The following is a 26489-nucleotide window of genomic DNA, read 5'->3' on the forward strand; positions in this document are numbered from 1 at the left end:
CCGAGGCTTTGCGCCCAGGCTTCCGGGTGCTATAGGGGCCGCGAACACCGGCACAGCGCCGCGCAATCTCAAAGGGAGCATACTTCATGAGCAAGATCAAAGTCGCCAACCCGGTCGTCGATCTCGACGGCGACGAGATGACCAGGATCATCTGGCAGGCGATCAAGGACAAGCTCATCACGCCCTATCTCGACCTGCCGATCGAGTATTACGATCTTTCGATCGAGAGCCGCGACGCCACCGACGATCAGATTACCATCGATGCCTCCAACGCCATCAAGAAGCATGGCGTCGGCATCAAGTGCGCCACAATCACCCCCGATGAAGGCCGCGTCGAGGAATTCGGCCTCAAGAAGATGTGGCGCTCGCCCAATGGCACCATCCGCAACATCCTGGGCGGCGTGATCTTCCGCGAGCCCATCATCTGCAAGAACGTGCCGCGCCTCGTGCCCGGCTGGACCCAGCCGATCATCGTTGGCCGCCACGCCTTCGGCGATCAGTACCGCGCCACCGATTTCAAGTTTCCCGGCAAGGGCAAGCTCTCGATCAAGTTCGTGGGCGAAGATGGCCAGACCATCGAGCACGACGTCTACGAGACCCCCGGAGCGGGCGTGGCACTCGCCATGTACAATCTCGACGAGTCGATCCGCGACTTCGCGCGCGCTTCGCTGAACTACGCTCTGCAGCGCGGCGTACCCTGCTACCTCTCGACCAAGAACACCATCCTCAAGGTCTATGACGGACGCTTCAAGGACATCTTCCAGGAGGTGTTCGACGCCGAGTTCAAGCAGGCCTATGAAGAAAAGAAGATCTGGTACGAGCACCGCCTGATCGACGACATGGTTGCGGCGGCGCTGAAATGGTCCGGCGGCTATGTCTGGGCGTGCAAGAACTATGACGGCGACGTGCAGTCCGACATCGTCGCGCAGGGCTTCGGCTCCCTCGGGCTGATGACCTCGGTACTGATGACTCCCGATGGCAAGACCGTCGAGGCAGAGGCCGCCCACGGCACCGTCACCCGCCACTACCGCCAGCACCAGCAGGGCAAGGAAACTTCGACCAACTCCACCGCCTCGATCTTTGCCTGGACCCGCGGGCTCGCCCATCGCGCGAAACTCGACGACAATGCCGAACTGGCAAAGTTCGCCGCGACGCTGGAAAAGGTCACCGTCGACACTATCGAAGCCGGTCAGATGACTAAGGACCTCGCGCTCCTCGTCGGCCCTGACCAGAAATGGCTGACCACCCTCGGCTTCCTCGATGCGATCGACGCCAACCTGCAGAAGGCCATGGCCTGATCATTGGGGCTTCGGCAGAGCCATTCGAAGGCGCGGGCCATGCCCGCGCCTTTTCGTTGGCGGATCCGTCCTGCATCCCCTGTCCGGGGTAGGCCAGACCACCCAAGGCCGACTGTCCCGACACCGTCTCATCCCCTAGACTTCGCACAGTCTTACGGGGGCCCCAGACATGCATCGATCACTCTCCTGGCTTGCGGCCACGCTCATCGGAGGCGCACTTGCCGTAGCGCCCGCGGCCGCCGGAAGCTTCAGCATCGTCTCGATGCAGTACTCGATGGACTACATGGTGCCCCACATCCACTACGAGGGCGACGTCGACATTGGGGACGTCGAGCGGCTGACCGAAGTCTACGACATGTTCGTCCGCTGCCGCATCGAATGCGCGGCGACCGAGGGCAGCCCCACAGCCGTGCTGACCATGAACAGCCCCGGCGGAAACTACGGCACGGGGCTCATGCTTGCCGATTTCCTGCGCCAGAACCACATCGCCACCATGGTTGAGCGCGGCATGGGGTGTTACTCCGCCTGCGCGTTCGCCTGGCTCGGCGGGTCGGGCTTTGCCACCAATGAATATGTCGGCACCTATATCGACCGCATGATCGAGCCCGGCGGCATACTGGGCTTCCACGCCCCCTTCCGGGACGAGGAAAGCCTGATCGCCGCCCTTTCCGAGCGGAGCGCAACCGAGATCATGGGCGAGTCGCGCAACGCCCTCGCGCTCATGATCCGCGAAGTGGTCAAGTGGAACGTCGACCCGGAAATCCTTCACTGGATGGCCTCGATGGGGCCGAACGAGACCTATGATATCGTTGGCGCGGACGACTACTATCTCCTGAGGGCCGCCTTGCCCCCTTCCTCAACGGCGAGTTGGGTGCAGGACGTGCCTGAAGCCGTGAAGAACGCCTGCGTGCGGCTTCTGGCGCATTACGAGCGGACCGACCCGTTCCTGCTGCGCGACCGCATCACCTCGACATTCGAATACGACATTGCCGAAGACGCCTTCGGGGATCCACTCCACGGCTACCGGCTGAGCGATCGCCTGTTCGACGTCGCGTTCTGCGCGGTAACCGACCAATCCATGCAGACCGGCGACTACGAGATCGGCCTCTATCTCCACCTGAGCCAGGCCACGCCAATGATGAGCTTCTTCAACCGGCAGCAAGGCTGGTCCAGTGCGGGAATCGGCGGCAATCCGACCAAGCGCATCATGCAGCGCGGCGCGATGAACCACTTCTTTCTACCGCTCGGACAGACCGTGGACAGCCTCGACCTGCCCGGGGAAATGGACATCATGACCCGGCGCTTCTTCACGCTCTTCCCGCCTGACTTCGCGACCCTCCCTGCCGAATTCCAGACGGTGTCGACCACCCGCACGAGCCGCGTCAGCCGCAGCGGAGACATCTGGGTGTTCGAGCAGGTGGGGGGCAGCAGCCTCGTGCAGACGGCCATTGCCCATCAGGCTACCGGGGTCACCTATACGACCGACGCCGCCAATGAGCATGGCTTCATCCGCAACGGCACCTATGCAAACGGCGCGGCGTTCTCGTGGTTCGGCCTGTCGGGCGATGGCTCGACCACGGGCACCACGGTGATCCGGATGGAGCTTGTGAAGCCGGACGGAGCTCTTCCCACGCAGAACGATCTGGCCCGGCTGGCCATTTTGGGCTGCGGCATCACCTTCGCCGGAAGCGCACTCACCTGCAACTGAGCCTCGCAGTCGCCGGGCCGTCTGACGGCCCGGCTGCTCGATTTCAGCCTGCGAGGGCCGAGCGGATCGCGGCAATGGCGTCTGCCGCCTTGGCGCCTTCAGGCCCACCCGCCTGAGCCATGTCCGGACGACCACCGCCGCCTTGGCCGCCGAGCGCCGCAGCACCGATACGCACGAGCTCCACTGCCGAGTGCCGCGCCACGAGGTCATCGGTTACGCCGATGGCGATCCCGGCCTTCCCATCCTCGGTGACGCCGACGATGGCGACGACCGCAGAGCCAGACTGCTTCTTGGCCTGATCAACGAGGCCGCGAAGATCCTTGGGCTGGAGGCCTTCGACCACTCGGCCGACGAACGCCACGCCGTTGACGGTTTCGCTTGCGGCCGCCGTTCCTGCGGCCTCGCCGCCGCCGCCCATTGCGAGCTTCTGGCGTGCATCGCTGAGCGCCCTTTCGGCCTTCTTGAGCTGCTCCTGGAGGCCGGAAATGCGCTCGAGCACCTCGCTAGGGGACGCACGCAACAGACCGGCCGCCTGGGCCAGCACCGAGGTATTTTCATTGCCGCGCCGGCGCGCAGCGTCCGCCGTCAGCGCCTCGATCCGGCGGACGCCTGCAGCCACCCCGCTTTCGCCGACGACCGAGATCAGCCCGATATCGCCGGTTCGCCGCACATGGGTACCGCCGCAGAGCTCGACCGACCATCCGAGCGCATTGCCGGTTGGCGTGCCCATCGAGACCACCCGCACCTCATCGCCATATTTTTCGCCAAAAAGCGCGCGCGCGCCGGACTCCTTGGCTTCCTCGACGCCCATCAGGCGCGTCTCGACAGCGCTGTTCTCGAGAACGACCGCATTGGCAATGTCCTCGATCTGCGCGATCTCTTCGGGCGTGATGGCTTTGGTGTGGACGAAATCGAAGCGGAGCCGGTCGGGAGAAACCAGCGATCCCTTCTGCGCCACATGGTCACCGAGCACCTGGCGCAGCGCCTCATGCAGAAGATGGGTCGCAGAGTGGTTGGCACGGATGGCCGCGCGCCGCGCGTGATCCACGCGCAGCTGCAGGGCCTGCCCGCTCGCGAGCCGCCCTTCGGTAACCCTGACCTTATGGGCGAAGACGCCATGGTGCTTACTGGTGTCGAGAACCTCGGCTGCAACGCCCTCACCCACGATGGCGCCGGTATCGCCCACCTGTCCGCCGCTTTCGGCGTAGAACGGCGTCTGATTGAGGACGAGGAAGCCCTCCTCGCCTGCATTCAGCGCTTCGACGACCTGTCCATCGCGCACGAGGACCTTGGCCTCACCCTCCGCATCCTCGGTCTCGTAGCCGAGGAACTCGGTCGGGCCGGCAAGGTCCGCGACCGAGAACCAGACGAGGTCCGTCGCGGCCTCGCCCGAGCCCGCCCAGTTGCGGCGGGCTTCCGCCTTCTGCTGGGCCATGGCTGCGTCGAAACCGGCCTGATCGACACCGATGCCGCGATTGCGCAACGCATCCTGGGTGAGGTCGAGGGGGAAGCCGTAGGTGTCGTAAAGCTTGAATGCCGTCGCCCCATCGAGGGTGGCGCCCTGTCCCAGGTCGCGCGTTTCATCGGCCAGGATCTGAAGGCCGCGTCCAAGGGTCTTGAGGAACCGCCCTTCCTCGAGTCGGATGGTTTCGGCAATCATCGCCTCGCCGCGTACCAGCTCGGGATAGGCCTGCCCCATTTCACGCACAAGGGTCGGGACCATGCGGTGAATGACCGGCTCTTCCGCCCCCAGCAGCGTCGCGTGGCGCATGGCGCGCCGCATGATGCGACGAAGCACATAGCCGCGCCCCTCATTTGAGGGCAGCACGCCTTCAGCAATGAGGAAGGCCATCGAGCGCAGATGATCGGCGATGACGCGCCTGCTCGTGCCGCCCTCGGCCACCACCGATGTGCCTGTGGCCTGTGCGGCGGAAGCGATCAGGGCCTTGAAGAGGTCGATGTCGTAATTGTCGTGCACGCCCTGCAGCACGGCCGCGATGCGTTCGAGCCCCATGCCGGTATCGATCGAGGGCCGCGGCAGGCCGGTGCGCGTACCATCGGCGTGCTGCTCGAACTGCATGAAGACGAGGTTCCAGATCTCGATGAACCGGTCGCCATCCTCGTCGGGGCTGCCCGGGGGGCCGCCGGCAACGTCCGGCCCGTGATCAAAGAAAATTTCCGAACAGGGTCCGCATGGCCCGGTGTCACCCATCGACCAGAAATTGGACTTCGCTCCGAGCCGCACGATGCGGTCGGCGGGCACGCCGGCGACCTTTTGCCAGAGGGCATGCGCCTCGTCGTCGTCCTCGTAGACGGTGACCATCAGCCGGTCCTTGGGCAGGCCCCACTCTTTGGTGAGGAGACCCCAGGCGAGCGCAATAGCGTCTTCCTTGAAATAGTCGCCGAAGGAAAAATTCCCCAGCATTTCAAAGAAAGTGTGATGCCGCGCGGTGAAGCCGACATTGTCGAGATCGTTGTGCTTACCTCCGGCGCGGACGCATTTCTGCGAGCTGGTCGCCCGGCTGTAAGGCCGTTTCTCGATGCCGGTGAACACGTTCTTGAAGGGCACCATCCCCGCATTGGTGAACATCAATGTGGGGTCGTTGCGCGGCACCAGCGGGCTCGAGGGCACGACCTCGTGTCCGGCCTGACCGAAATAGCTGAGGAAACTCGACCTGATCTCGCTAACGCTGGTCATGAAGGCTCTTTCTGGGCGCGATGGTTCAAACAAAAAAGGCGGGCCGGCGCCTCGCCTTTTCAGCGAGCGTTCTATCGCGTGGCCTGCCGTTCTGTCCAGCATTCCGGCCCGGCCGCGAGGCACGGGCCACCGCAAATGAAAAAGGGCGCCCGCTTCCGGACGCCCCTTCAAAATTGCCTGCCACAGAGGGCTCAGTCCTCGGCTTCGATCGCCTCGTCACCCTCGGGACCGGTGATCAGCGCCTCCCCGAGCAGTCCCGAGCTTTCACGCACGCCCTGCTCGATGATCCGGGCGACTTCCGGATTGTCCTTGAGGAACTGACGGGAGTTCTCCCGCCCCTGTCCCAGACGCTGACTATCGAACGAGAACCAGGCGCCGGACTTCTCCACGATGCCGCTCTTGACGCCGAGGTCGATGAGTTCACCGGTCTTGGAGATGCCTTCGCCATACATGATGTCGAACTCGACCTGCCGGAACGGAGGCGCCAGCTTGTTCTTGACCACCTTGACGCGGGTCTGGTTGCCGACGACCTCGTCACGATCCTTGATGGCGCCGATCCGACGGATGTCGAGACGGACGGATGCATAGAACTTCAGCGCATTGCCGCCGGTGGTCGTTTCGGGCGAACCGAACATCACACCGATCTTCATGCGGATCTGGTTGATGAAGATGACCATGCATTTCGACTTGGAGATCGACGCGGTCAGCTTGCGCATGGCCTGGCTCATCAACCGGGCCTGAAGCCCCGGAAGCGAATCGCCCATCTCGCCCTCGAGTTCGGCCTTGGGCGTCAGCGCGGCGACGGAGTCGACGACCAGCACGTCGATTGCCCCGGAGCGGACCAGGGTGTCGGCAATCTCGAGAGCCTGCTCGCCGGCATCGGGCTGGGAGATGAGCAGCTCATCGACCTTGACGCCAAGCTTGCGTGCATAGGTCGGATCAAGGGCATGCTCGGCATCGACGAAGGCACAGATGCCGCCATTGCGCTGTGCCTCGGCAATCACATGCAGGGCCAGCGTCGTCTTGCCCGAGCTTTCAGGACCGAAAATCTCGACGATGCGCCCGCGCGGCAATCCACCGATACCGAGTGCGATATCGAGGCCGAGCGAGCCGGTCGAGATCGACTCGATCTGCACGATCGCGCCCTCGCCGAGCCGCATGACCGAGCCCTTGCCGAAGCTGCGCTCGATCTGACCGAGCGCGGCCTGCAGGGCCTTGTCCTTGTCCATGGAACCCCCGTCCAGTACGCGAAGTGAAGGCGTCGCCGCCATAGCCTGTCTCCTTATTCCACGCCCGCCGGCCCCGCGCAACGCCCGGTCCGAACAGGAGATGTCCACGTCTCGTGCTTACTTTGTTCTCATTTTGTTTTCCCTACGTCAAGGGGAAAACAAGTGAGCACGAAAAGGAGAGACAGAAGGGCGATTCGCTAGGAGAGTTTGACGGTCTCGACGATTTCGATCCCGAAGCCACCTAGACCGACATACTGGCGTTCGGTGGTGGTGAGCACCGCAATCGAGCGCACACCGAGATCCCGGAGAATCTGTGCGCCGATCCCTACCTTGCGCCAGCGCTGCATCCGCTCGAGCGCGCTGCCATGCCGTTCGGCCCCACCCGTATCGCCATCGATGCGCTGGGGCACCTGCTTGGCATCGGTCGGATCGTCCATCGCGACTGCGCTGCGCAGCAGGATGATGACGCCGCACCCTCCACGCGCCTTGATCTCGGCGGCGGCGCGCTGAATGGCCCCGGCCTCGCCATTGGCTCGCGCCAGCATTTCCCGCAGGGGCTGCTCGCGATGGATGCGGACGGGGACGTTTTCCTTCCCATGTACGTCGCCCACGACGAGGGCCACGGGCTGGAGCGGATCGAACGGGGTCTCGTAGACATAGGCTTCGGCGTTGAGCCCGGCGACGATGGTCGGGACCACCGCAATGCGCCTCAGGAAGGCTTCGTGCTCGAGCCGGTAGGCGATGAGGTCCTCGATCGAGATGATCCGGAGCCCGTGTTCGCGTGCAAACGCGACCAGTTCGGGGAGGCGCTTGACCGTTCCGTCGTCATTGACGATTTCGGCAAGAACACCCGCAGGCTCGAGCCCTGCGAGGACGGCCAGATCCACGCCCGCCTCGGTGTGCCCGGATCGCGCGAGCACGCCGCCTTCGCGCGCAACCAGCGGGAAAATGTGGCCCGGCCGGATAAAGTCGCTCGAATGGCTATTGCCGCCGGCCAGCGCCCGGATCGTCGCGGCGCGTTCGGTCGCGGCAATGCCCGTCGTCATGCCAACCTTGTAGTCGACCGAGACGGTGAAAGCGGTCCGGAACGGATCGATGTTGTTGGCCACCATCGGATCCAGATTGAGCGCCGCGGCGCGCGCCGCAGGCATCGGCACGCAGATGATGCCGCTCGTGTGCCGGATCATGAAAGCGAGTTTTTCGGGCGTCGCCTTGCTCGCCGCCATGATGAGGTCGCCCTCGTTCTCGCGGTCGGTATCATCGACAACGACCACCAGTTCGCCCGCTGCGATCGCTGCGATCGCGTCCTGGATGCTGTCGAGTTCCATGGCCTGCCCCTTGGGCGCCCCCGTTGGCGCCGGCCCGATATAGGGGCGGGCGTGGACAGGCGCAATGGCTCGCCCCTAGACACAAAGTTTCAGTTTTTGGCCCCAATGATCAAAAGTCGTACTTAATGCGGCTTGCGTTTTGGCTGCCTTCCCCCTCCTATGCTGCCGCCGCAAAGGCAGCATGTACGGACCCGCGCGAGGAGGCCTCCAATGAACCTGATCCAGTATATCGACGATGCCGGCCAACGCGCCGTCGCTGCAATCGAGGGGGGCGTCGCTCGCCCGATCAAGGGCGCGGGAAGCGTCTACGCCCTCGCCATCGAAGCGATCGACCGCAACCGCTCGCTCGCCGACACCATCGCCGACAAAGGCTTCGGCGAGCCCGTCGATCACGCTGCTCTGTTGGCAGCAGGCCGGATTCTCTCGCCGATCGATCATCCCGATCCGGCACATCTGCACGTCACGGGCACCGGCCTCACCCATCTGGGGTCGGCATCCACGCGCGATGCCATGCACAAATCCACCAAGCCGGACGCCGAGGAAAACCTCACCGACTCCATGAAGATGTTCCGCATGGGTCTCGAGGGTGGCAAACCCGCCCCTGGCGAGGAAGGCGTCCAGCCCGAATGGTTCTACAAGGGCAATGGCTACACCGTCGTAGCGCCGGGCAAGCCCATCGTTTCGCCTGCCTTCGCCAAGGATGCGGGGGAGGAACCCGAGATCGCCGGGATCTACGTGATCGGCAAGGATGGCACCCCGCACCGCGTCGGCTTCGCCCTCGGCAATGAGTTCTCCGATCACGTGACCGAGCGGGTCAACTACCTCTTCCTCGCCCATTCCAAGCTCCGCGACAGCTCTTTCGGCCCGGAGCTGCGTCTTGGTGAACTCCCGCGCCATATCGAAGGCACCTCCCGGATCCTGCGGGACGGGCAGCCCGTCTGGGAGAAGCCGTTCCTCTCGGGCGAGGACAATATGAGCCACACCATCGCCAATCTCGAGCATCACCACTTCAAATATCCGCTCTTCCGTCAGGCGGGCGACGTTCACGTCCACATGTTCGGCACGGCGACGCTGAGCTTTGCGGACGGTATCCGGACCGAGCCCGGCGACGTGTTCGAAATCTCGGAAAGCCAGTTCGGCCTGCCGCTGCGCAATGCGGTCGGTTGGGACGAAGCGCGCAAGGTGACGGTGCGCCAGCTTTGATCACGCGCGGCGGGAACCTCCCGCCGCGTCTTCACTGCCGCTCAGGGCGCCGATTGGCCAATCCGATCGGTGCCCTGGCGGATCACGACGCGCATGGCCTCGCGCGCTCCGTCCTGGTCTCCCGCTGCGATGGCTTCCACTATGCCGGCGTGGGCGGCGACCGAACTCTTCCAGGCCGTCCGGTTTTCGATCGGCGAGCTGATGGCGAGAGAGGTCACCAGTGCGACCTCGATCAAGGTGCTGATGCAGCTGAGGAACGGGTTGCCCGCCGCCCGGGCGATCGCGAGGTGCAGGTTGAGGTCGGCCACGACAAAGTCGTCCGCTGAAATGCCCTCTCTGCCCATCTCCCCGACCCAGTTGCGCAGGGCAAGAATGCATTCGGGCGTCGCCCGCCGCGCAGCAAGGACCGCCGCCTCGGGTTCGAGGGCCATCCGCATCTCGGCAAGATAGGACAGAAACTCACGGTCGAAGCCGGTCTTGGCGTGCCAGATGAGCACGTCGGGATCAAAGAGGTTCCATTCGGCGCGGTCGCGCACGCGCGTCCCGATACGGGCCTTGGCAATGATCAGCCCCTTACCCGCCAATGTCTTCATCGCTTCACGCAGAACAGTCCGCGATACCCCGAACTGCTCCATGAGCTCGGCATCTCCGGGCAGGATGCTGTTTTGCGGATAGCGTCCCGATACGATGCCGAGGCCGATTTCGCTCATCACATGCGCGGTGTGGGAGCGGGTCGGACGGCTGGCACTGTAATCGAAATTGGCCGGCGTGGTGGGGTCCCGACGCGCTGCAGCCTCTGTCACTGACGATCCTCCCGAGGCCGAGAGACGGCCAAGCCAAGACCAGTAGTATCGTACGATTTATCGGGCAAGCCCGGCGAATGGATGACTGCTGGCATGCCCCTAGCGTTAGACACCACGTTCAACCGGAAGTTGGTCGGATTTCCGGATATCCCCGCCCCTCCATCTTTACGCCGACACACTGACATGTCAGTCATGCGCGCCTAGCAAGGAGGGCTGCCCATGGCCGACAGGACATTCGAAAAGCGACGGATTGCAGAGACGGATCTCGAGATCACAACCCTCGGGCTGGGCGGGGCGACGCTGGCAGGCATTTTCAAGCCGACCGACGAAATGGAATCCCGCGCGACCATCACGCGGGCGCTCGAGGAAGGGATCACCTATTTCGACACGGCGCCGCAATATGGCTACGGCCGCTCCGAGCACATGATGGGGAACGCATTGCGTGGAAAACGCAGCGGCACCGTGCTCTCGACCAAGGTGGGCCGCCTTCTCCGCCCGATCGCGAGCGAAGCCGACCGCCAATATCCGCACAACTGGGTCGACCCCCTGCCCTTCGAGCAGGTGTACGACTACACCTATGACGCCATAATGCGATCCTTCGAGGATAGCCAGCAGCGTCTCGGCCTCGACAAGATAGACATCCTCTACGTCCACGACATCGGCGTCATGACGCATGGCGAAGAGGAAAATGCCCGGCTCTGGGGCCAGCTCGCCGATAGCGGCTACCGCGCCCTGCGCGAATTGCGAGAAAGCGGCGTCATTGGCGCGATCGGCCTAGGCGTCAACGAGTGGGAAGTCCTGATGGACGCCTTTGCGCTCGGGGACTGGGACGTGTTCCTCCTGGCTGGTCGCTACACGCTCCTCGAGCAGACTTCGCTCAACCCCTTCCTCTCAACCTGCATCGAGCGGAAGGCCTCGGTTGTCTGCGGTGGGCCCTTCAACGGCGGTGCGCTGATGGGCGCGGGGGTCTGGAACTACGCCAAGGCCCCCCAGCACATCATCGATCGCGTGAAGGCGCTCGAGGCATTCTGCGCGGAGCGCAAAGTCTCGCTCGGAGCGGCCGCGCTGCAGTTCCCCCTCGCCCACCCGGCGGTCTGCAACGTGCTGCCGGGACCGCGCACGGTTAGTGAACTGGAAGGCATTCTGGAGTGGTGGCACGAAAAGATTCCGGCCGAGTTCTGGGCCGAGCTCGCCAGCAGCGGCCTTGTCGCCGAGGGTACGCCCCTGCCCGGCGGCGTCGTTGCCGAATAGGGGTCGAGACCCTGCCCGGCGCCTCTTCAGCGCCGGGCAATTCCACTACGCTCGATCGGCCTTGCCGAGCACTTCCTTCACCTTGGAATTGATCTGGTCCAGCGAGTACGGCTTGGGCAGGAATTCCACTGACTGATCGTCGGCGATGTCCTGGCGAACGCTCTCCTCCGCATAACCCGAGACGAAGATCACCTTGAGGTCCGGAAGGCGCTCGCGAACCTTGATGAGAAGCGAGGGCCCGTCCATTTCCGGCATCACGACGTCGGAGATCATGAGATCGATGCGTCCGTCGATCTCCTCGAGCACCTCGAGCGCTTCTTCTCCACAATCGGCCTCGAAGACCTCATAGCCCGTCGCGCGCAGGGCGCGGGCGGAGAAGGCGCGCACATTGTCCTCGTCCTCGACGAGCAGGATCCGCTCCTGACCGGTGAGGTCGCGCACGGGCGCTGCCACCGCCTTTTGCGGCATCTCGCCTTCCGCCGGCACGTGCCGCGGAAGATAGATGCGGAATGTCGTGCCCCGGCCAACCACGGATTCCGGATAGATGAAGCCGCCGGTCTGCTTGATGATGCCATAGACCGTCGAGAGCCCTAGACCGGTGCCCTTCCCAAGCTCCTTGGTGGAAAAGAAGGGCTCGAAGATCTTCTCGAGAATGTCTGGCGGCATGCCGGTGCCGGTATCCTCGACTTCGATCAGCACGTAATCACCGGGAGGCATGCCGATATGGGTCAGCGTGGCCGCCTCGGCCGCCTCGACGTTTCGCGTGCGAAGGCTGATCGCCCCGCCATTGGGCATGGCATCGCGGGCATTGACGACGAGGTTGACCACCACCTGCTCGAGTTGAACAAGATCGGCCTTCACCGGCCAGACGCCGCGGGCATGCTCGACGCTGAGTGATATCTGCTCGCCGATCAGGCGCTTGAGCAGCACCGTCAGATCATCGATGTTGCCCGGCACCTCGAGAATCTGGGGGCGCAGGGTCTGCCGCCGCGAAAAGGCGAGGAGTTGCCGCGTCAGCCCAGCGGCCCGGTTGGCGCTCTGCTTGATCGACATGATGTCAGAGAATGACGGGTCCCCAGGCTTGTGCTTGAGAAGCAGGAGGTCCGAAAAGCCGATGATGGCGGTCAGCACGTTGTTGAAATCGTGCGCCACCCCGCCCGCAAGCTGGCCGACCGCCTGCATCTTCTGGCCTTGGGCGAACTGGGCCTCGAGCTTGCGCTGCTCGGTCATGTCGAGTGCATAGACGTTGACGCGCTCGGGAGAGCCTTCGCTTTCCTCCGACCCGGAGAAGTAGAGCCGCACGGCCTGCTCGCCCTGGCCGGCAAGCAGCGCGTCGACCGGCTCGATCTGCGAGCGGTTCTCGCCGGCAGCGGCAATGGCATCGGCGAAGGCCTGCCGATTCCCCTCTGCAAGAAGATCGGCCATCGGCTGCAGTTCGATCGTGCGCTCACCGCCCGACCAGCCGAAGATCCGGCTGAATGGCGCATTTGTCCTGACGATCCGACCTTCGCTGTCGAGCGTGGCGATGGCGAATGGCGTGTCGTTGAAGAAGCGCGAAAATCGGACTTCCGATGCCCGCAGCGCCTCTTCCTGGTCGACGGCCCGTGTGCGGTCGAGAACGAGGGTCCGCGTCTCGCCCAGTTCCCCTTCTGCGAGGCGTGCAGCCCTGTGGAGCAATCGTACCGGAAAGCTGGTCCCGTTCCGTCGCACGAGATCGATGTCGATGATTTCGGTTCGGATCTCGCCATCATTGCGCCCGCGCATCAGCAGGCTTGCACCATCGCCCCGGACGAGATCCTCGAGCCGGATCGTGTCGCTCTGGAACTCGGCAAGGTCGTAGCCGAGCCAGTCCGCCAGCGTCGAGTTGAGATATTGCACATGCCCGGAGGCATCTGCCGAGAAGAAGCCGGCCGGTGCGTGATCGAGGTAGTCGATGGCGCGTTGCAGTTCCAGAAAGGCATTGTCCTGCCGCTCACGGTCGCGCGCGATGTCCTCGACGGTCCAGAGGACGAGCGGCTTGCCGTCACCCTCGACCTCAGGAAGGGCACGGACGGAGACACGAAACCAGGCGGGCCGACCCGCTTCCTGAACCTGCCCGCCAAGAGCGGTCAGGAGCCTGATGTCTTCACTTGCCGGCCGGCCCTCGCGGGCGGCACGGGAGAGGCGATAGACCGCCTCTGCGGCCTCCGGCTGGCCGGCGAAGAGGCGAGGCACCCCAACCGGCACGCCATTGCTGACGCCGCCGGCAAACCGACCGTAATGCGCATTGACGTAGGAAATCTTGCCGTCCCGGTCCGTCACCACCGCGCCGAACGGCAGGCTGTCGACGATGGCTCGAGACAGCGTGCGCTGGTCTTCGCCCGCCGAGAAACGGAACAGCCCCGCCGCCAGAGCAAAAAGACAGAAGACCCCCACCACGGCGAGGAGGCCAAGAAAGAGAAGCACGAGGTCGGGCGGAATGGCATCCCCGGCGACCGAGAGCCCGACCGCTACGGCGACGAAGCCGACGGCAAGGGCAACCACCCGCCAGAGGCCGGTGGCGCTGCGAGGCCGCGACAGCAGCGGGTTCGGATAGTGATCGGTCTCGAGGGGCCTGTGTGCCATGCGGTTGGGTGTGCTCCTCGCATAGGGAAACCGGCCCGAATCGGCGGTTTGTTCTGGTCTAGCAAATGGCCCGTACCGATGGGTAGTGCCTCGGACCGTTCTTCCCGCCCTAGCCTCGCCAGGCCGGCTTGCGCAGGCGCATCACATAGCCGATCACCTGGGCCACCGCCTTGAAGTGCTCGGCGGGGATCGTTTCGTCAATGTCGACACTGGCAAACAATGCACGGGCCAGCGGCGGGTTCTCGACGATCGGCACCGAATGCTCTTCGGCAAGGGCCCGAATGCGCAGCGCCACCGCATCGACGCCCTTGGCGAGGCAGACGGGCGCAGCCATGTCCCGATCATATTTGAGCGCCACCGCGTAGTGCGTCGGATTGGTGATGATGACGGTCGCGCCCGGCACGTTGGCCATCATCCGCTTGCGGCTGCGTTCGTTGCGGATGGCCCGAATGCGCCCCTTGATCTGGGGATCGCCTTCCATCTGCTTGTACTCGTCCCGCGTCTCCTGGACGGTCATCTTCTGGCGCTCCCACCAGCGGTGGCGCTGGTAGAGGAAATCGGCGATGGCGATGAAGGTCAGGACGGCGATCACCGCCGCAAACACCTTTATCCCCAAATTCTGGAAGATCAGCAGGATCGCCGCTGGATCCGAAGTGACCATCACCTCGAGGCTGTCGCGCTCGGGCCAGAGCACGAAGAACAGCACGGCCCCGACAATGGCGAGCTTCAGCAGGCCCTTGCCGAAATTGACCAGAGCTTCGGTTGAAAAGAGACGCTTGAACCCGGCAATGGGCGAGATCTTGGAGAGCTTCGGCTTGATCGGCTCGACCGAAAGCAAGGGCTTGTGCTGGACGAGATTGGCCGCAATGGCAAAGACCGCAAGAGCGCAGAGCGGCAGCAGAGCGAGCAGCATGACCGACCCTGCCATGCCCGCCATCAGTGCCCCGAACGCAGGTCCCCCAATCTCGAACTGGTCGGCATTGGCCATGACCAGAGCGAGGTTTTGCGACAGGCCCACGCTCGTGCCCGGCGCGAGCACGGCAAACAGGAGCCCGGATCCGGCAAGCATGAACCAGGTCGTCACCTCCTGGCTTTTGGCGACATCGCCCTTCTTGTGGGCTTCGTCGAGCTTTCGCTGGGAAGGGTCTTCAGTCTTTGATGATTTTTCCGGGGCCTCATCCGACATGGCTAGGCGCCCCGCAGCATGGCGAGGGCGTTTTCATAAGAGGCGAGATACCAGCCCATCATCATGGTCAGCAGCAATGCAAAGAGGATGAGGCCAACGCCGATATTGGCCGGCATCAGAACGAAGAAGACCTGCAATTGCGGCATCAGCCGCCCGAGAATCCCGGCGCCCAGATAGAAGACGAGGCCGAAGACGATGAACGGCGCAGACATCTGTACCCCGACCGTGAAGGCCCCCGCCACAGCGCGAATGATCATCTCCGCGGCATCGGGCACCATGATCTCGGCCGTTGGGGAAAAGATCTCGTAGCTCTCGTAGATCCCGGCGAGCCCGACGTGATGGAGATCGGTCGCAAAGATGAGCGTGATGCCGAGGAACGAGAGGAAGCTGCCGATCACGGCTCCCTGCATGCCCTCGCTCGTTGGATCGGCCGCCTGCGCAACGCTGAGCCCGATCTGAAAGGCGATGATCGAGCCTGCAACCTGCGCGGACATGACGAAGACGCGCGCGATCGCCCCGAGGATCAGTCCGATGAGCAGTTCATGAAAGAGCAGCGCGAGTATGCCCATGACCTCGCCGGGCAATCCTGGCAGGCCTGCGCGCAGGAGCGGAAAGAGCACGAGGCTGAACATGAGCGCGAACGAAAGCCGCATGCGCGCCGGGATCATCCCCTCCCCCAGCGCCGGGATCAGCATGAGCATCGTGCCGACGCGCGCGAAGATGAGAAAATACTGAAAGGCTGCCTCGGGGAGCCAGTCTATCGAGACCACACTAGCCGCCCGTGATGATGAGATCGACGATCCGGTTCATGTACGCGGCCATCGTCGCCCCCATGAACGGCAAGGCGATCAGCAGCGTCACGAAGATCGCAATGATCTTGGGCACGAAGACCAGCGTCATTTCCTGGATCTGGGTGAGCGCCTGGAACAACGCGATCACGACGCCCACGAGCAGGCCCACGATCATCATCGGCGCGGAAATGATGATCAGCACCCAGATGCCGTCACGCGCAATGTCGAGTACCTGGGCCCCGCTCATGTCCTGTCCCGTCTAGATCGGCATGCGCATGATCTCTTCATAGGCAGAGATCACCCGGTCGCGGACCGTCACCATGCTTTCGATGGCCAGCTCGGTCTCCGAGATGGCCGTCACGACATCGACGACATTGGCTTTTCCGTTCACCATATCAAGCGCCATCTGGTCGGAGGTGCGGCCCGCCTCCACCACAGAGCCCATGGATTGGCTGAGAAGGCTTGCGAAGTCAGCGCCTTGCGCGCCATCGTTCACGGGCTTCGGAGCCTGCGTCGCGGCGCCGGAGATGAGCCTCGAAGCGTTTGAGTAAGCTGCTGCGGCGGCGTTGAACGGCGTGCTCATGACGGTGATTCTCCTGAACCGGTGCGCTAGCCGCGCAGGATGTCGAGCGTCCCGCCCAGCATCTGGCGGGTTACGGAGACGACGTTGAGATTGGCTTCGTAAGTGCGCTGGGCTTCCCGCATGTCCATGCTCTCGATGAGCGAATTGACGTTGGGATAACGGACGTAGCCCGACGCGTCGGCCGCGGGATGACCGGGCTCGAAACGGGACTGGAAGTCCGAATTGTCGAGGGCGAGCCGTCCGATCTGGACGGTGGTGCCGCCGAGTTCCCGGTCGAAGACCGCCTGAAACGTCGGAATGCGGCGCCGATAGGGATCCTCGTCGGGGGTCTTCCCGGCACTGTCGGAATTCGCGAGGTTCTCGGCGATGACACGCATGCGTGCATTCTGCGCGTGCAGCCCGGTTGCCGCGATCCGCAGCGAAGAGAGAAAGTCGCTCATCTATGCCCTGCCCTATGCCTGCCGCCCCAGGGCGGTCCGGATGATCTTGATGGATTTGGTGTAGAGCGAGGTCGCCGCCTGATAGTCAAGCTGGTTGGAGGTGACCTTCATCATCTCGTCCTCAAGCGTCACCCCATTGCCCGCAGGCGTGATCTCGAAATTGTTGAGCCGGCTCTCCCCGAACCCCGACGCTCCCCCAGCTGAGGCGGCGATGTGGCCGGGCCGGGTGGTTGCGGTCTGCATCGTGCCGGCCGTACGCAATTGCGTGTCGAATGAAAACGGCGTCAGGTCCCGTCCCCGATAGCCGGGCGTGTCGGCATTGGCGACGTTCTCGGCCAAGAGGCCCTGTCGCGTCTGATGCCAGCGCATCTTGTCTGCGAGCGCCGTGAAGATCGGCAGCTTGGCGAGGCTCATGGTTAACTTCCCGTTACCCGGCAATTTGTGCCGGGTGCGTGGTTAACGCGTCGTTAACAAGCGGGGCTCAGGCGTGGTGGACGCGCGTTTTGCCGCCGGCGCTGCACTGTGGTAGGCAACTTTATCCACTCCACGCGCATTGTGTGGCGGGCCCAACCATAAGCGGAGCACCGACATGCAGTTTCTGAACGCGATCTTCGGCGGTTCGGACAACGTGATTCTGGTGACGTTTCTCGCCCTTGCCATTGTCCTCGTGATGGTCGTGCTGGGCTTGTGGCTGCTCAAGCTCGTCTTCAACGCGTCGAGCAATGTCGGGCGGGCCCGTAATCGGCGGATCAGCGTGGTGGACAGCCTGCAGGTGGACGGCAAGCGCCAGCTGCTTGTGATCCGCCGGGACAATGTCGAACATCTGGTGATGACCGGTGGGGCGCAGGACCTGGTCATCGAGACGGGCATTCCCGCAGAAAAGCCCAGCCAGCCAGTCAGGCGGCCTGTCCCGGGCAACACGCCCGCAGAGGCGACAAAAGCGGCGTCGCCCCCCCCATCCCAGCCCGCAGAGACCGAGCCGAAGGCCAGGACCTATTCGCTGGACCGGTTGCGTGATTTCGGACGACCCCTTACCCAGCGTAAGTCAACCTCGCTCCGCCATACCGGCCTCATGCGCCCCGTGAGCAGGATGGATACGGGCGTAATCCCGCTCAACCCGGAGAATTCGGACATCCGGGCCGCCGACTCAGCTAAAACCGGCCAGGGCAGCGAGCAGAGCGGGCAGAAAAAAAGCGTTGAGGGCATCATCACCGGCTATCGCAGGGAATAGTCGCGACGCTTCCGGGCGGCGATCGTTCTATGTGCGCGCAGGCCTGATCGGACTCGTCCTGCTAGGAGCGGCGTTTGCCCTCCCCCACGTTGCCGTCGCTCAAGACATTTCCATAGACTTCGGTGATGACGCGACGCTGACCGAACGGGCGATCCAGCTCATCGGTCTGATCACCATCCTCGCCCTCGCCCCGTCCATCCTCGTGATGGTGACGAGTTTTACGCGCATCGTGGTCGTGCTGTCCCTGCTCCGCACCGCCATCGGTCTGCAGACCGCACCGCCCAATGCGGTGATGATTTCACTGGCGCTTTTCCTGACCTTCTTCGTCATGCAGCCAACGCTGCAGCAGAGCTACGACCAGGGCATCGCGCCACTGATCGCCGGTGAAATCGAGATGGCGGAGGCCTTCGAGCTCGGGGCCGAGCCGCTTCACGAATTCATGCGCAACAATGTGCGCGATCGGGACCTGCAGCTCTTTCTCGACATCAGTGAAGCGGAAATTCCCGACACGCCCGAGGCCATCCCGCTCGAGGTGCTCGTGCCGGCATTCATGATTTCCGAGCTGCGACGCGCCTTCGAGATCGGCTTCCTGCTCTTTGTGCCATTCATCGTCATCGACATGGTGGTGGCTTCGGTCTTGATGTCGATGGGCATGATGATGCTACCGCCGATCGTGATCTCGCTGCCGTTCAAGCTGATCTTTTTCGTTCTGGTTGATGGCTGGCACCTCGTCGCGGGCTCGCTCATCCGAAGTTTCGTCTGAACGCTCAGACCTGATCGTTGACGCTCACCGCCGTTTGCGGCGTCATTGCGCTCGCCACGGGATAGAGCTCCCGATATGCGGTGAGGAAGGCATTCAAGGTGTCCAGGCCGGAAATCTCGCGGACCAGCTTCCGGAACTCGGCACTTTGCGGCGCCTCGTCTCCCGTTACGAAATCGAAGACCGCCCATTCGCCGGTACCCACCAGCCGTTCGGCGAATTTCTGCCGCAGGCGCTGTAGCCCAAGCCGATCGTTCCCCAGCACATAGCCGACGGCTGCCTTGACGATGTTCATGCGCGCCTGCCGGCTCGCCGTGGCTTCGGGGTCTTCGGGCGCATAAAGGCGCTCGAGGAGCTCCGCTGCGGCGCCATAGTTGCGCGCCGCCCAATAGCCCGAGACCCGCAGCAGGTCCGCATCGCGGCCGGTCACCCGTGACAGCAGGTCGACGGCCAGCTCTTCACGTCCCGCATCGATGAGGGCGCGCGCCTCGAGAATCCGCCTCTGCCGGTCGAGTGACGGCGGCAGCTCGGTGAGGCGCGTGCGATGGAGGGCCTGCAGCGCCGATTCCGGATCCCGCTGCGCGATGCGAATGACCGCAAGGTCTGCCGCAACCTCTGCACGCGCGGCGCCCTGCAACCGACTTTCGATCTGGTATTCGAGCAGGTCGCCTGCTTGCGCCAGCAGGTCGACCTTGACGAGACGCTGCGCGAGATTGCGGATCATCTCGTCGCCTTCGGGGCCCGGCGGCGTCAGCTCCCGGAAATCGTAAAAGAGTGCCAGCGCATCGACCGGATCGAGCCGATCGGCGCCGCCGTCGAGGTAGAGATGGCTGAATTCCGCCTTGGCCTGGGTAAGCAGAGCGTCGATGGGCGCGTTCTCGGGATAGTGAGACACCGCCTGTCGAACGGTCTGGAAGCCATCGCGATAGTCCCCGTTGCGGAAATGCAGGATGGCGAGCAGGCGCTGCATGTCGGCCTCGAGCCGATTGCCCCGCCACATCAGGATTTCACCGGCGAGCGTTTCGGTGGCGCGGTCGAGGTCGAGCCGGCCCTGTCCATCGAGCAGGGCGAGTGTCCGGTAGACCGCTTCGGCGCGCGTCGGCCGAATGTCTGCGGCGATCACCTGCCCATAGGTTTCGAGCGCCTCATCAAACCGGCCCTCGGACTCTGCGATGCGAGCCGAGAGCAGCTGATATTGGGTGACCTGCTCCGGATCGAGCCGTGCGAATTCGAGATTGCCCATGGCCCTCAGCGCATGGGCGATGTCGGCTGTCTCGATTGCCGCCTGCGCGGTCGAAAGCAGAAAGCGCTGCCGTATCCAGAGGGGGTAAGCGCCGATGACCGCTTCGGCGGCAAGCGCGTCGCGACGTGCCCCTTCGAAATCGTCGACGCTCGCGCGTGCCATGGCACGCCACATCAAGGCATCGCTTTCATCGGCAAAGGCAGGTGCGTTGAGGATCGTCAGCGCCTCATCATGCCGTTCGGCCATGGTCGAAGCGATGGCGCGCGTCAGCCGCGCCGACCGCCGAAGCGGCTCGGCGGTCAGCTCGGACTCGAGGACGTCGAGCACGCCGAGGGCCTCATGGGCGAAACGGTTGGAGAGATAGAACCGCGCCAGATCGAGCCGAGCCTGATCGCGCGCCGGGCCTTCGGCGGCGGCCGCCGCCGCTGCAAGCGCATCACCGCGGGCCGCCATGCGCCCGATATCGGGGATGAGTTCGAGACCAAGGTCGAGATAGCTGGCGCGGGATTCCGGTGGCTGGCGCGCGTCGCGCGCACGGCCTGCATCGATTGCGGACACCGTGAGGCCATCAGGCAGGCTGATGACCGCGAGGTCATCCTCCAGCGCCATGCGCAGCCCCTCCGCCTGTGGCCGGACGACGAGGCCGTGCACGCTCCGGAGAATGGAGAACTCCACATGCTCGAGGGATCGCACGATGCCCCGGGCGGGGGGATAGACGGTGGCGATGCTGAGAGTGTCGCCGACCACCGGATCGTTGAACGCATGCACGCGGCCCGGTCTGCCAAGTTCGGCCGTGACCTCGAACTCGCCATCACGGTCGCGGCGACGCGAGACGTCCATGGGCTCGGTTGCGTTCAGCAGCACGTCCCCAAGCGAAAGGATCCACGAACGCCCCTCGGAGGCCAGTGTTGCGAGAGCCCTGTTGCGCAGGTCGAGCCGCAGGAGTTGCGCCGAGCCGAGACGGTTGATGCTAAGGCCGCTCGCCACGCGGTTGAGCGTTGCAGAAGTTGCGGGCTCGAGAATTGGCACTTCGGTGTCGAACAGCATCCAGACCACGTCACCCCGCCGGAAGACTGCGGCAGCGATCTCGGTCTGGAACGGGAAGCCGATCCTCACGGTCTCGCCAGCAAGAGTGACGACCGGGGTCACGGGCGCTTCAGGCTCGACATCGGAAACCGGCGCCGGCCCGGCAAGCCCTTCGGATAACGGCGCAATGCCGCCGATATTGGCTTCGGTCAGTGCAGCCGCGAGGACCTCGGCATCAAAGAGCGCGCCCTCCTCCGGGCTGATGTCGATGTCGACAACGAACTGGCGCGGCCCCGTGGCATAGAACCGGGGCGCGACGCCGTCGGCAAGGGTGAGAACGACCTCCGATCCATCCGGCCCGACGGCGTTCTCTACGGCGAGGATTTGCGAGGGGAGCTCGTTCTGCAAGGCGTATAGATCGACGGGCACCGGCCAGTCGAACCGGAGGACGCCGCGCGCCCCGTCCTGGTCGAATGATGCCGCAGTATCCACCGACCAGTCGAATTGCAGGCGGATGAAGGTCGGGTTGCGCCCGACCCGCAGGCTCGCTTCGGGGCCGAGCCGACGGGCGTCGGCCGCTCTCTGGTTCTGCTCCGCACGCAAGGCCGCATCCCGGGCGCGAATGGCCAGTTCCTCGACCACTTCGGGTGGCAGCCCCGGAGGCAGCCCCTGCCAGCCCTCCGGCAGCAGGTCGATGAAGAGCTTTTCACCCGCCTGCAGCGTGTTGACCGTTGCTGGCCATCGCAGCCCGAAGCGCACGCCTTGTCCATCCGGATCACTGCGTGCAGCCGATAAGTAGTCCGGCAGCGAGAGACCGAGTGGTGGGAGCGCTACGGCGACCCGATCGGAAAAGACGACAGAGACGACGCCATTCTCGTTTTGCAGCCGGAAGGCCGGAAGATCGAGCCGATCGGGAAACTCAACGATCAACCTGCCGAAGCCATCACCCTCGACCGCGCTTACGACGCCCCTTTCCTGCCCAAGCACAGGCGCTGCAGAACAGAGCAAGGTCGCGACAAGCGCCGCGCAGACGCGACTGGGCGCAGCACGCGACATCCGGCGCTTCAATGCCCCTGCTTCCGCTACCACTGGCTGACGCCCGCCTCTCGCCAAATCTCGGCAGACACTAGCCTTTCGTACTTAACACGCCCCTAACCCAGCGCGACGACGGGGTTCTATCGGCCGACGATCTGCGGCAGGTCGGCCATCGGGTCGAGAGATGCGGGGCTGGGACGGACAGGATCACCTGCCGCAAGCATGACGGTGAGCTCCTGAGCGCGCTGAGGGTTCATCCCGGCCATGATCGGCGCCATCTTGCGCGGGTTCATTGCACGGGCTACGCGCAGCAGCACCTGGCCATCGAGCGTGTTGAAGATGCCGGCTGCATCGCGCGGCTTCATCTGCTCGTACATGCCGACAAGGGCGAGGAAGGTCCCCTCCTCCTCGGCATCGCGATCGGCAACCATGTCGTTGATCCGCGTCTCCAGCGCCTCGAGCGCCGCCGCGCGCTCTTCGAGCCGGCGTTCGGCCGCTTCGACCAGCGACGCGCGCATGGCAAGCTCCGCTTCGCGGGCCTCGATGTCCCCGCGCCGCTCCCCGAGGCGTTCCAGCAACGCCCGCTCATTGTCGGAGCCGGAGGAAAGACGCTGTGGATCGATCTGCTGGCCGTCGGGTCCGCACCCTGCCATGTGTTCGACGGCAAGGCCCGGGCCGACATCGCCGCAGTCCAGCATAGCCGGTAGCGCCGGCGTCTCTGCCAGAGTCGTGGCGACGGGGGCGGCCAGGGTTGGCGCAACATCGCTCAGGACGGGACGGTTGTCATCGAGCGTGGGCGAAGGGGGCAAGGCTACCGTGGGATCGGTAATGGCGACGTCGGTCTCGACCTGTGCCACGGCGGCTCCGACGCCTGTGAGCACGTAGCCGCCCTGCGTTACAAGCCCGAAGCCCTTGAGGACGAGCAGCGCACCGGCGGCGCAAATGACGACCGGCAGGAGACGGACCTGCTTCATGCGGCCTGGCCCCGCGCCCGCTCTCGGCTCGCCAATTGCTCGAGCGCGGCCTGCAGGCGGCTGGCTTCGCTGGGCCGCGAGGGTTCAGCGGGCGTGAAAGTCTGGCTTGGCGCCGATTCGCGTTCGGCCGGCGGACGCGCGGCGCTCGCGATGCGTGCCAGCCGGTCCATCACTGCCGACCCGGCGGTGACGTGATTGGCAAGCTCGATCCCGAAGCGCTCGGCCTCTTCCAGCCGTCCCTTGAGCACGAGATCGGTCTCGACCGCGGTAGTCTTCAGCTCGCGGATGGCGCGATTGGCAAGGTCTGTCGCCTGCACCAGATCCGTCACCATCTGCCGCAACTGGTCGCGATCGGCGTGCAGCCGTTTCAACCGGCCGTTGAGCACCACGCAGTACCCGATCGTGAGCGCCAAGAGGATGGCGACGGCCCCTTCGATCACGAGGCCAAGCGGCATGCCGGACATCAGCGTTTCTCCAATGTGTTCTGCGCGCCTTCGAAGGCGGCCATGGTGACCTTGGGCGGGTTGAGCGGCCGGGTGACGCGAACCGAGACGTGGTCGTTGATATGGCCCATGATCGCCTCGGTAAGGTCCACATCCCCGCACCGCAGCGTCACTGGGTCGGATGGCGACCGATCGAGCATGACGGTGTCGCCGGCCTTCATGTTGAGAAGCCGGCTCAGGGGCACCTCGACCTCGTGCAGCACCGCCTCGACCTCGACTTCTGCTGCATGAATCTCGGTCGCCAGATGGCTTTCCCAGATCGTGTCGCGACCGAACTTCTCGCCCATGAACATCTGCAGGAGCTGTTCGCGGATCGGCTCGATCGTCGCATAGGGCAGCAGCATTTCGATCTTGCCGCCCCGGTCATCCATCTCGATCCTGAGCTCGATGAGGATGGCGGCATTCGCGGGCCGCGAAATGGCTGCGAAGCGCGGATTGGTCTCGAGCCGATCGAGCCGGAAGTGGACCTGCGCCAGTGGCTCGAAGGCGCGCTGGGTATCCTCGAGCACCACCTCGATCATGCGGCGGGCGAGCGCCATTTCGATCATCGTATAGGGCCTGCCCTCGACGCGGACCGTACCGGCCGTGCGCCGACCGCCGAGCAGCACGTCGATCATTGAATAGAGGAGGCTCGAGTCGACCGTCAGCAGGGCAAAATTGTCCCATTCTTCGGCACGGATGACCGAGAGCACCGCAGGCAGAGGGATGGAATTCAGATAGTCGCCGAACCGCACCGAACTGATGGACTCCAGCGACACCTCGACATTGTCCGAGGTGAAATTGCGAAGGCTGGTCGTCGAGAGCCTGACCAGCCGGTCAAAGACGATCTCGAGCATGGGCAGCCGCTCGTAGGAGACGAGCGCGGAATTGATCAGGGCCTGGACGCCGGCTAGGTTCACATTGCCTGCATCGGCATCGAAGCCGAGCAGAGAATCGATTTCTTCCTGGTTGAGCGTCCGATCAGTGCCGGCCGAAGCCGGCGCCCCGGCCTCGCCATCCATCAGTTCCGCCCAAGCGTGGTCTTCGTCTTCCGCGCCGGCGCCAAGCGACCATTGATCGGCCAGCTTGTCCTGATCCCGAGGGCCCGCCATCTACTGCACCAGAATTTCGCGGAAGAGGATGCTGTCGACCTGGGAAGGGTAGATCGCGACGTTCACTCGCCGCCTGAGCTCTTCGCGCAGCCGATAGACGCCGGCAGAACCGTCGAGGTCGGACTTCCGCAGCTCGCGCAGATAGACCTGGAAGGCATCGACGACGCGTGCCATGCGCGGCTGGATTTCGGTCATCACGCCCTCATTGGCGACTTCGAGCGCAACGGTGAGGCGCAGGAACTCCTCCGTCGGCCCCTCGCTCTTCAGATTGACCACCATTGGAGGCAGGTTGAAGATGAAGGTCGCGGGCACGGCCGCACGCGCCGCTTCGGGCGCGGCATCGGGTGCAAGAAGGAAGCTGTAGGCTGCGAACCCGCCACCGAGGGCGATCAGCGCGCCAAGCCCGACAAACAGGAGTTTTCGGCCCGGACGGCGCTTCGGGGCCGCAGGCTCGGCCTCGTCGATATCGGCTTCCGCAGCCATCACAAAACCCCCATGCGCAGGCGATTCCGGCCCACCTGATGAGCTAATGGAATGAGGGTTAACGAATGGTTACCCCAACCCCTGAAGCGGCAGATTTTGCCGGGCAGGATCTGCCGCCCGGAGACGGCGCGCCGCGGTGCGGGCCGCGACGTGATCCGCTAAGCCATTGAACTTGCTTCGCCCTCAGGCTTGGCATGGTTTCTGCAATGTGAATTGCGGATCGCAGGCTTGGGGAAGTCGGTCGGTCCGGGGAACTGAAACCGGGAACACGTGCTCATGGAAAATGCGCACCTGATCGGGCTGTCACGCCAGATCGCATTGCAGCGCCAGATGGATGTGGTGGCCAACAACGTCGCCAACATCAACACCGACGGGTTCAAGGCCCAGGCGCTGCTGTTTGAAGAATACGAGATGCCCGTGGCGCGTCATCGCGGCTTTGCGGGCACCGATCAGATGCTGAGCTTTACCCAGGACTGGGCAACGCTGCACGATATGTCCGGCGGCGCACGCGTGCAGACCGGCAATCCTCTCGACGTCGCTCTTTCCGATGGCGGGTTCCTCGTTGTCGAGACACCGGCGGGCGAGCGCTACACCCGTTCCGGAGCTTTGCAGATCAATGCCGAGGGCACACTCGTCACCGCAGACGGCAATCCGGTTCTCGGAGATGGCGGCCCGATCCAGTTCGGTCCTGAAGAAACCGATATCGTCTTCGCGCAGAACGGCGCGATCTCCTCCTCTGCCGGCGCCAAGGGGCGTCTCCAGATCGTCGCATTCGAGGATGTGCAGGCCCTGACGCGGGAGGGTGCGACGCTCTTTGCCGGAGGCACGCCACAGCCGGCAACGGGCGTCACCCTCACCCAGGGCGCCATCGAGCGCTCCAACGTCTCGGGCGTCGCCGAAATGGCGCGGATGATCCGCGTGTCGCGCGCCTACCAATCCCTCGCCTCACTCATGCAGAAGCAAGACGACCTGCGTCGCAGCGCCATCCAGCGCCTCGGCGACATGCAGGCCTGAAGCCAAA

The 26489-nt window shown here is 64.2% G+C and carries 23 protein-coding genes; 7 read left to right on the forward strand and 16 right to left on the reverse strand.

Annotation, left to right across the window (positions count from 1 at the left end):
• The first annotated feature begins 86 nt into the window (after nucleotides 1–86).
• Nucleotides 87–1298, forward strand: coding sequence for an NADP-dependent isocitrate dehydrogenase (locus tag EMQ25_RS08250; protein WP_127188059.1), 1212 nt, complete (start codon nucleotides 87–89; stop codon nucleotides 1296–1298).
• Nucleotides 1299–1467: 169 nt separating this feature from the next.
• A complete protein-coding gene (locus EMQ25_RS08255) occupies nucleotides 1468–3006 on the forward strand; it encodes a hypothetical protein (protein WP_127188060.1) in 1539 nt (512 codons plus the stop codon).
• Nucleotides 3007–3049: 43 nt separating this feature from the next.
• On the opposite strand, the gene alaS is transcribed toward EMQ25_RS08255, so the two are convergent.
• The 3 genes from alaS to ribB form a co-directional block, all read right to left on the reverse strand.
• Nucleotides 3050–5704 carry an alanine--tRNA ligase gene (gene alaS / locus EMQ25_RS08260; protein ID WP_127188061.1) on the reverse strand — a complete coding sequence of 885 codons (2655 nt, stop codon included), beginning with the start codon at nucleotides 5702–5704 and terminating at the stop codon, nucleotides 3050–3052.
• Nucleotides 5705–5895: 191 nt separating this feature from the next.
• Nucleotides 5896–6975 carry a recombinase RecA gene (gene recA, locus EMQ25_RS08265; protein ID WP_127188062.1) on the reverse strand — a complete coding sequence of 360 codons (1080 nt, stop codon included), beginning with the start codon at nucleotides 6973–6975 and terminating at the stop codon, nucleotides 5896–5898.
• A 155-nt stretch (nucleotides 6976–7130) separates the two neighbouring features.
• A complete protein-coding gene (gene ribB, locus EMQ25_RS08270; RefSeq protein ID WP_127188063.1) occupies nucleotides 7131–8261 on the reverse strand; it encodes a 3,4-dihydroxy-2-butanone-4-phosphate synthase in 1131 nt (376 codons plus the stop codon).
• A gap of 210 nt (nucleotides 8262–8471) precedes the next feature.
• On the opposite strand from ribB, the gene araD1 reads away from it, so the two are divergent.
• A complete protein-coding gene (gene araD1, locus EMQ25_RS08275) occupies nucleotides 8472–9464 on the forward strand; it encodes an AraD1 family protein (RefSeq protein ID WP_127188064.1) in 993 nt (330 codons plus the stop codon).
• A gap of 41 nt (nucleotides 9465–9505) precedes the next feature.
• Here the strand turns inward: araD1 and EMQ25_RS08280 are convergent, their stop codons facing one another.
• Nucleotides 9506–10267, reverse strand: a complete 762-nt coding sequence (locus EMQ25_RS08280) for a FadR/GntR family transcriptional regulator (RefSeq protein ID WP_244606519.1) — start codon at nucleotides 10265–10267, stop codon at nucleotides 9506–9508.
• A gap of 219 nt (nucleotides 10268–10486) precedes the next feature.
• On the opposite strand from EMQ25_RS08280, the gene EMQ25_RS08285 reads away from it, so the two are divergent.
• Nucleotides 10487–11518, forward strand: a complete 1032-nt coding sequence (locus EMQ25_RS08285) for an aldo/keto reductase (RefSeq protein WP_127188065.1) — start codon at nucleotides 10487–10489, stop codon at nucleotides 11516–11518.
• Nucleotides 11519–11563: 45 nt separating this feature from the next.
• Here EMQ25_RS08285 and cckA read toward each other — a convergent pair whose 3' ends face one another.
• From cckA to flgB, 7 genes are all read right to left on the reverse strand, one after another.
• Entirely contained in the window at nucleotides 11564–14122 is a 2559-nt protein-coding gene (gene cckA, locus EMQ25_RS08290; RefSeq protein WP_127188066.1) for a cell cycle histidine kinase CckA, read from the reverse strand.
• Nucleotides 14123–14231: 109 nt separating this feature from the next.
• A complete protein-coding gene (gene flhB / locus EMQ25_RS08295) occupies nucleotides 14232–15308 on the reverse strand; it encodes a flagellar biosynthesis protein FlhB (protein WP_127188067.1) in 1077 nt (358 codons plus the stop codon).
• Between the two features lie 2 nt (nucleotides 15309–15310).
• Entirely contained in the window at nucleotides 15311–16078 is a 768-nt protein-coding gene (gene fliR, locus EMQ25_RS08300; RefSeq protein WP_127188068.1) for a flagellar biosynthetic protein FliR, read from the reverse strand.
• Nucleotide 16079: 1 nt separating this feature from the next.
• Complete coding sequence (fliQ, locus tag EMQ25_RS08305) at nucleotides 16080–16346, reverse strand: flagellar biosynthesis protein FliQ (protein WP_127188069.1); 267 nt, start codon at nucleotides 16344–16346, stop codon at nucleotides 16080–16082.
• A gap of 12 nt (nucleotides 16347–16358) precedes the next feature.
• A complete protein-coding gene (fliE, locus tag EMQ25_RS08310) occupies nucleotides 16359–16682 on the reverse strand; it encodes a flagellar hook-basal body complex protein FliE (RefSeq protein ID WP_127188070.1) in 324 nt (107 codons plus the stop codon).
• Between the two features lie 26 nt (nucleotides 16683–16708).
• Entirely contained in the window at nucleotides 16709–17122 is a 414-nt protein-coding gene (gene flgC / locus EMQ25_RS08315) for a flagellar basal body rod protein FlgC (protein ID WP_127188071.1), read from the reverse strand.
• A 12-nt stretch (nucleotides 17123–17134) separates the two neighbouring features.
• The gene (flgB, locus tag EMQ25_RS08320; RefSeq protein WP_127188072.1) at nucleotides 17135–17536 is read right to left on the reverse strand and encodes a flagellar basal body rod protein FlgB; all 402 of its coding nucleotides are present in this window, start codon (nucleotides 17534–17536) and stop codon (nucleotides 17135–17137) included.
• Nucleotides 17537–17711: 175 nt separating this feature from the next.
• On the opposite strand from flgB, the gene EMQ25_RS08325 reads away from it, so the two are divergent.
• Together EMQ25_RS08325 and fliP are read left to right on the forward strand one after the other, a co-directional pair.
• Complete coding sequence (locus tag EMQ25_RS08325) at nucleotides 17712–18353, forward strand: flagellar biosynthetic protein FliO (RefSeq protein WP_127188073.1); 642 nt, start codon at nucleotides 17712–17714, stop codon at nucleotides 18351–18353.
• 31 nt (nucleotides 18354–18384) lie between these two features.
• A complete protein-coding gene (fliP, locus tag EMQ25_RS08330) occupies nucleotides 18385–19116 on the forward strand; it encodes a flagellar type III secretion system pore protein FliP (protein ID WP_127188074.1) in 732 nt (243 codons plus the stop codon).
• A gap of 4 nt (nucleotides 19117–19120) precedes the next feature.
• Here fliP and EMQ25_RS08335 read toward each other — a convergent pair whose 3' ends face one another.
• The 5 genes from EMQ25_RS08335 to EMQ25_RS08355 form a co-directional block, all read right to left on the reverse strand.
• Nucleotides 19121–22438 (reverse strand): tetratricopeptide repeat protein, encoded by a 3318-nt coding sequence (locus EMQ25_RS08335; RefSeq protein ID WP_127188075.1) that lies wholly within the window; start codon nucleotides 22436–22438, stop codon nucleotides 19121–19123.
• Between the two features lie 119 nt (nucleotides 22439–22557).
• Nucleotides 22558–23391: a MotE family protein gene (locus EMQ25_RS08340; protein WP_127188076.1), complete on the reverse strand. Its 834-nt coding sequence runs from the start codon at nucleotides 23389–23391 to the stop codon at nucleotides 22558–22560.
• Entirely contained in the window at nucleotides 23388–23855 is a 468-nt protein-coding gene (locus EMQ25_RS08345) for a DUF6468 domain-containing protein (protein ID WP_127188077.1), read from the reverse strand. The genes EMQ25_RS08340 and EMQ25_RS08345 overlap by 4 nt, the downstream gene beginning before the upstream one ends.
• Nucleotides 23855–24985: a flagellar motor switch protein FliM gene (gene fliM / locus EMQ25_RS08350; RefSeq protein ID WP_127188078.1), complete on the reverse strand. Its 1131-nt coding sequence runs from the start codon at nucleotides 24983–24985 to the stop codon at nucleotides 23855–23857. Before fliM ends, EMQ25_RS08345 begins: the two co-directional genes overlap by 1 nt.
• Nucleotides 24986–25468, reverse strand: coding sequence for a flagellar basal body-associated FliL family protein (locus EMQ25_RS08355; protein WP_127188079.1), 483 nt, complete (start codon nucleotides 25466–25468; stop codon nucleotides 24986–24988).
• 276 nt (nucleotides 25469–25744) lie between these two features.
• Here EMQ25_RS08355 and flgF point away from each other — a divergent pair, with 276 nt between their 5' ends.
• Nucleotides 25745–26482: a flagellar basal-body rod protein FlgF gene (gene flgF / locus EMQ25_RS08360; protein ID WP_127188080.1), complete on the forward strand. Its 738-nt coding sequence runs from the start codon at nucleotides 25745–25747 to the stop codon at nucleotides 26480–26482.
• Nucleotides 26483–26489 lie beyond the last annotated feature (7 nt).

It is taken from the genome of Arsenicitalea aurantiaca (genome assembly GCF_003994485.1).
Taxonomy (GTDB): domain Bacteria; phylum Pseudomonadota; class Alphaproteobacteria; order Rhizobiales; family Devosiaceae; genus Arsenicitalea; species Arsenicitalea aurantiaca.

Bases quoted from the DNA above. Each gene is read 5' to 3' on its own strand.
- flgF (WP_127188080.1), top strand. From the start codon at position 25,745: ATGGAAAATGCGCACCTGATCGGGCTGTCACGCCAGATCGCATTGCAG.
- fliM (WP_127188078.1), bottom strand. From the start codon at position 24,985: ATGGCGGGCCCTCGGGATCAGGACAAGCTGGCCGATCAATGGTCGCTT.
- EMQ25_RS08345 (WP_127188077.1), bottom strand. From the start codon at position 23,855: ATGTCCGGCATGCCGCTTGGCCTCGTGATCGAAGGGGCCGTCGCCATC.
- flhB (WP_127188067.1), bottom strand. From the start codon at position 15,308: ATGTCGGATGAGGCCCCGGAAAAATCATCAAAGACTGAAGACCCTTCC.
- alaS (WP_127188061.1), bottom strand. From the start codon at position 5,704: ATGACCAGCGTTAGCGAGATCAGGTCGAGTTTCCTCAGCTATTTCGGT.
- EMQ25_RS08355 (WP_127188079.1), bottom strand. From the start codon at position 25,468: ATGGCTGCGGAAGCCGATATCGACGAGGCCGAGCCTGCGGCCCCGAAG.
- fliQ (WP_127188069.1), bottom strand. From the start codon at position 16,346: ATGAGCGGGGCCCAGGTACTCGACATTGCGCGTGACGGCATCTGGGTG.
- flgB (WP_127188072.1), bottom strand. From the start codon at position 17,536: ATGAGCCTCGCCAAGCTGCCGATCTTCACGGCGCTCGCAGACAAGATG.
- EMQ25_RS08285 (WP_127188065.1), top strand. From the start codon at position 10,487: ATGGCCGACAGGACATTCGAAAAGCGACGGATTGCAGAGACGGATCTC.
- EMQ25_RS08335 (WP_127188075.1), bottom strand. From the start codon at position 22,438: ATGTCGCGTGCTGCGCCCAGTCGCGTCTGCGCGGCGCTTGTCGCGACC.
- EMQ25_RS08325 (WP_127188073.1), top strand. From the start codon at position 17,712: ATGCAGTTTCTGAACGCGATCTTCGGCGGTTCGGACAACGTGATTCTG.
- recA (WP_127188062.1), bottom strand. From the start codon at position 6,975: ATGGCGGCGACGCCTTCACTTCGCGTACTGGACGGGGGTTCCATGGAC.
- araD1 (WP_127188064.1), top strand. From the start codon at position 8,472: ATGAACCTGATCCAGTATATCGACGATGCCGGCCAACGCGCCGTCGCT.
- fliE (WP_127188070.1), bottom strand. From the start codon at position 16,682: ATGAGCACGCCGTTCAACGCCGCCGCAGCAGCTTACTCAAACGCTTCG.
- flgC (WP_127188071.1), bottom strand. From the start codon at position 17,122: ATGAGCGACTTTCTCTCTTCGCTGCGGATCGCGGCAACCGGGCTGCAC.
- ribB (WP_127188063.1), bottom strand. From the start codon at position 8,261: ATGGAACTCGACAGCATCCAGGACGCGATCGCAGCGATCGCAGCGGGC.
- cckA (WP_127188066.1), bottom strand. From the start codon at position 14,122: ATGGCACACAGGCCCCTCGAGACCGATCACTATCCGAACCCGCTGCTG.
- EMQ25_RS08255 (WP_127188060.1), top strand. From the start codon at position 1,468: ATGCATCGATCACTCTCCTGGCTTGCGGCCACGCTCATCGGAGGCGCA.
- EMQ25_RS08340 (WP_127188076.1), bottom strand. From the start codon at position 23,391: ATGAAGCAGGTCCGTCTCCTGCCGGTCGTCATTTGCGCCGCCGGTGCG.
- EMQ25_RS08250 (WP_127188059.1), top strand. From the start codon at position 87: ATGAGCAAGATCAAAGTCGCCAACCCGGTCGTCGATCTCGACGGCGAC.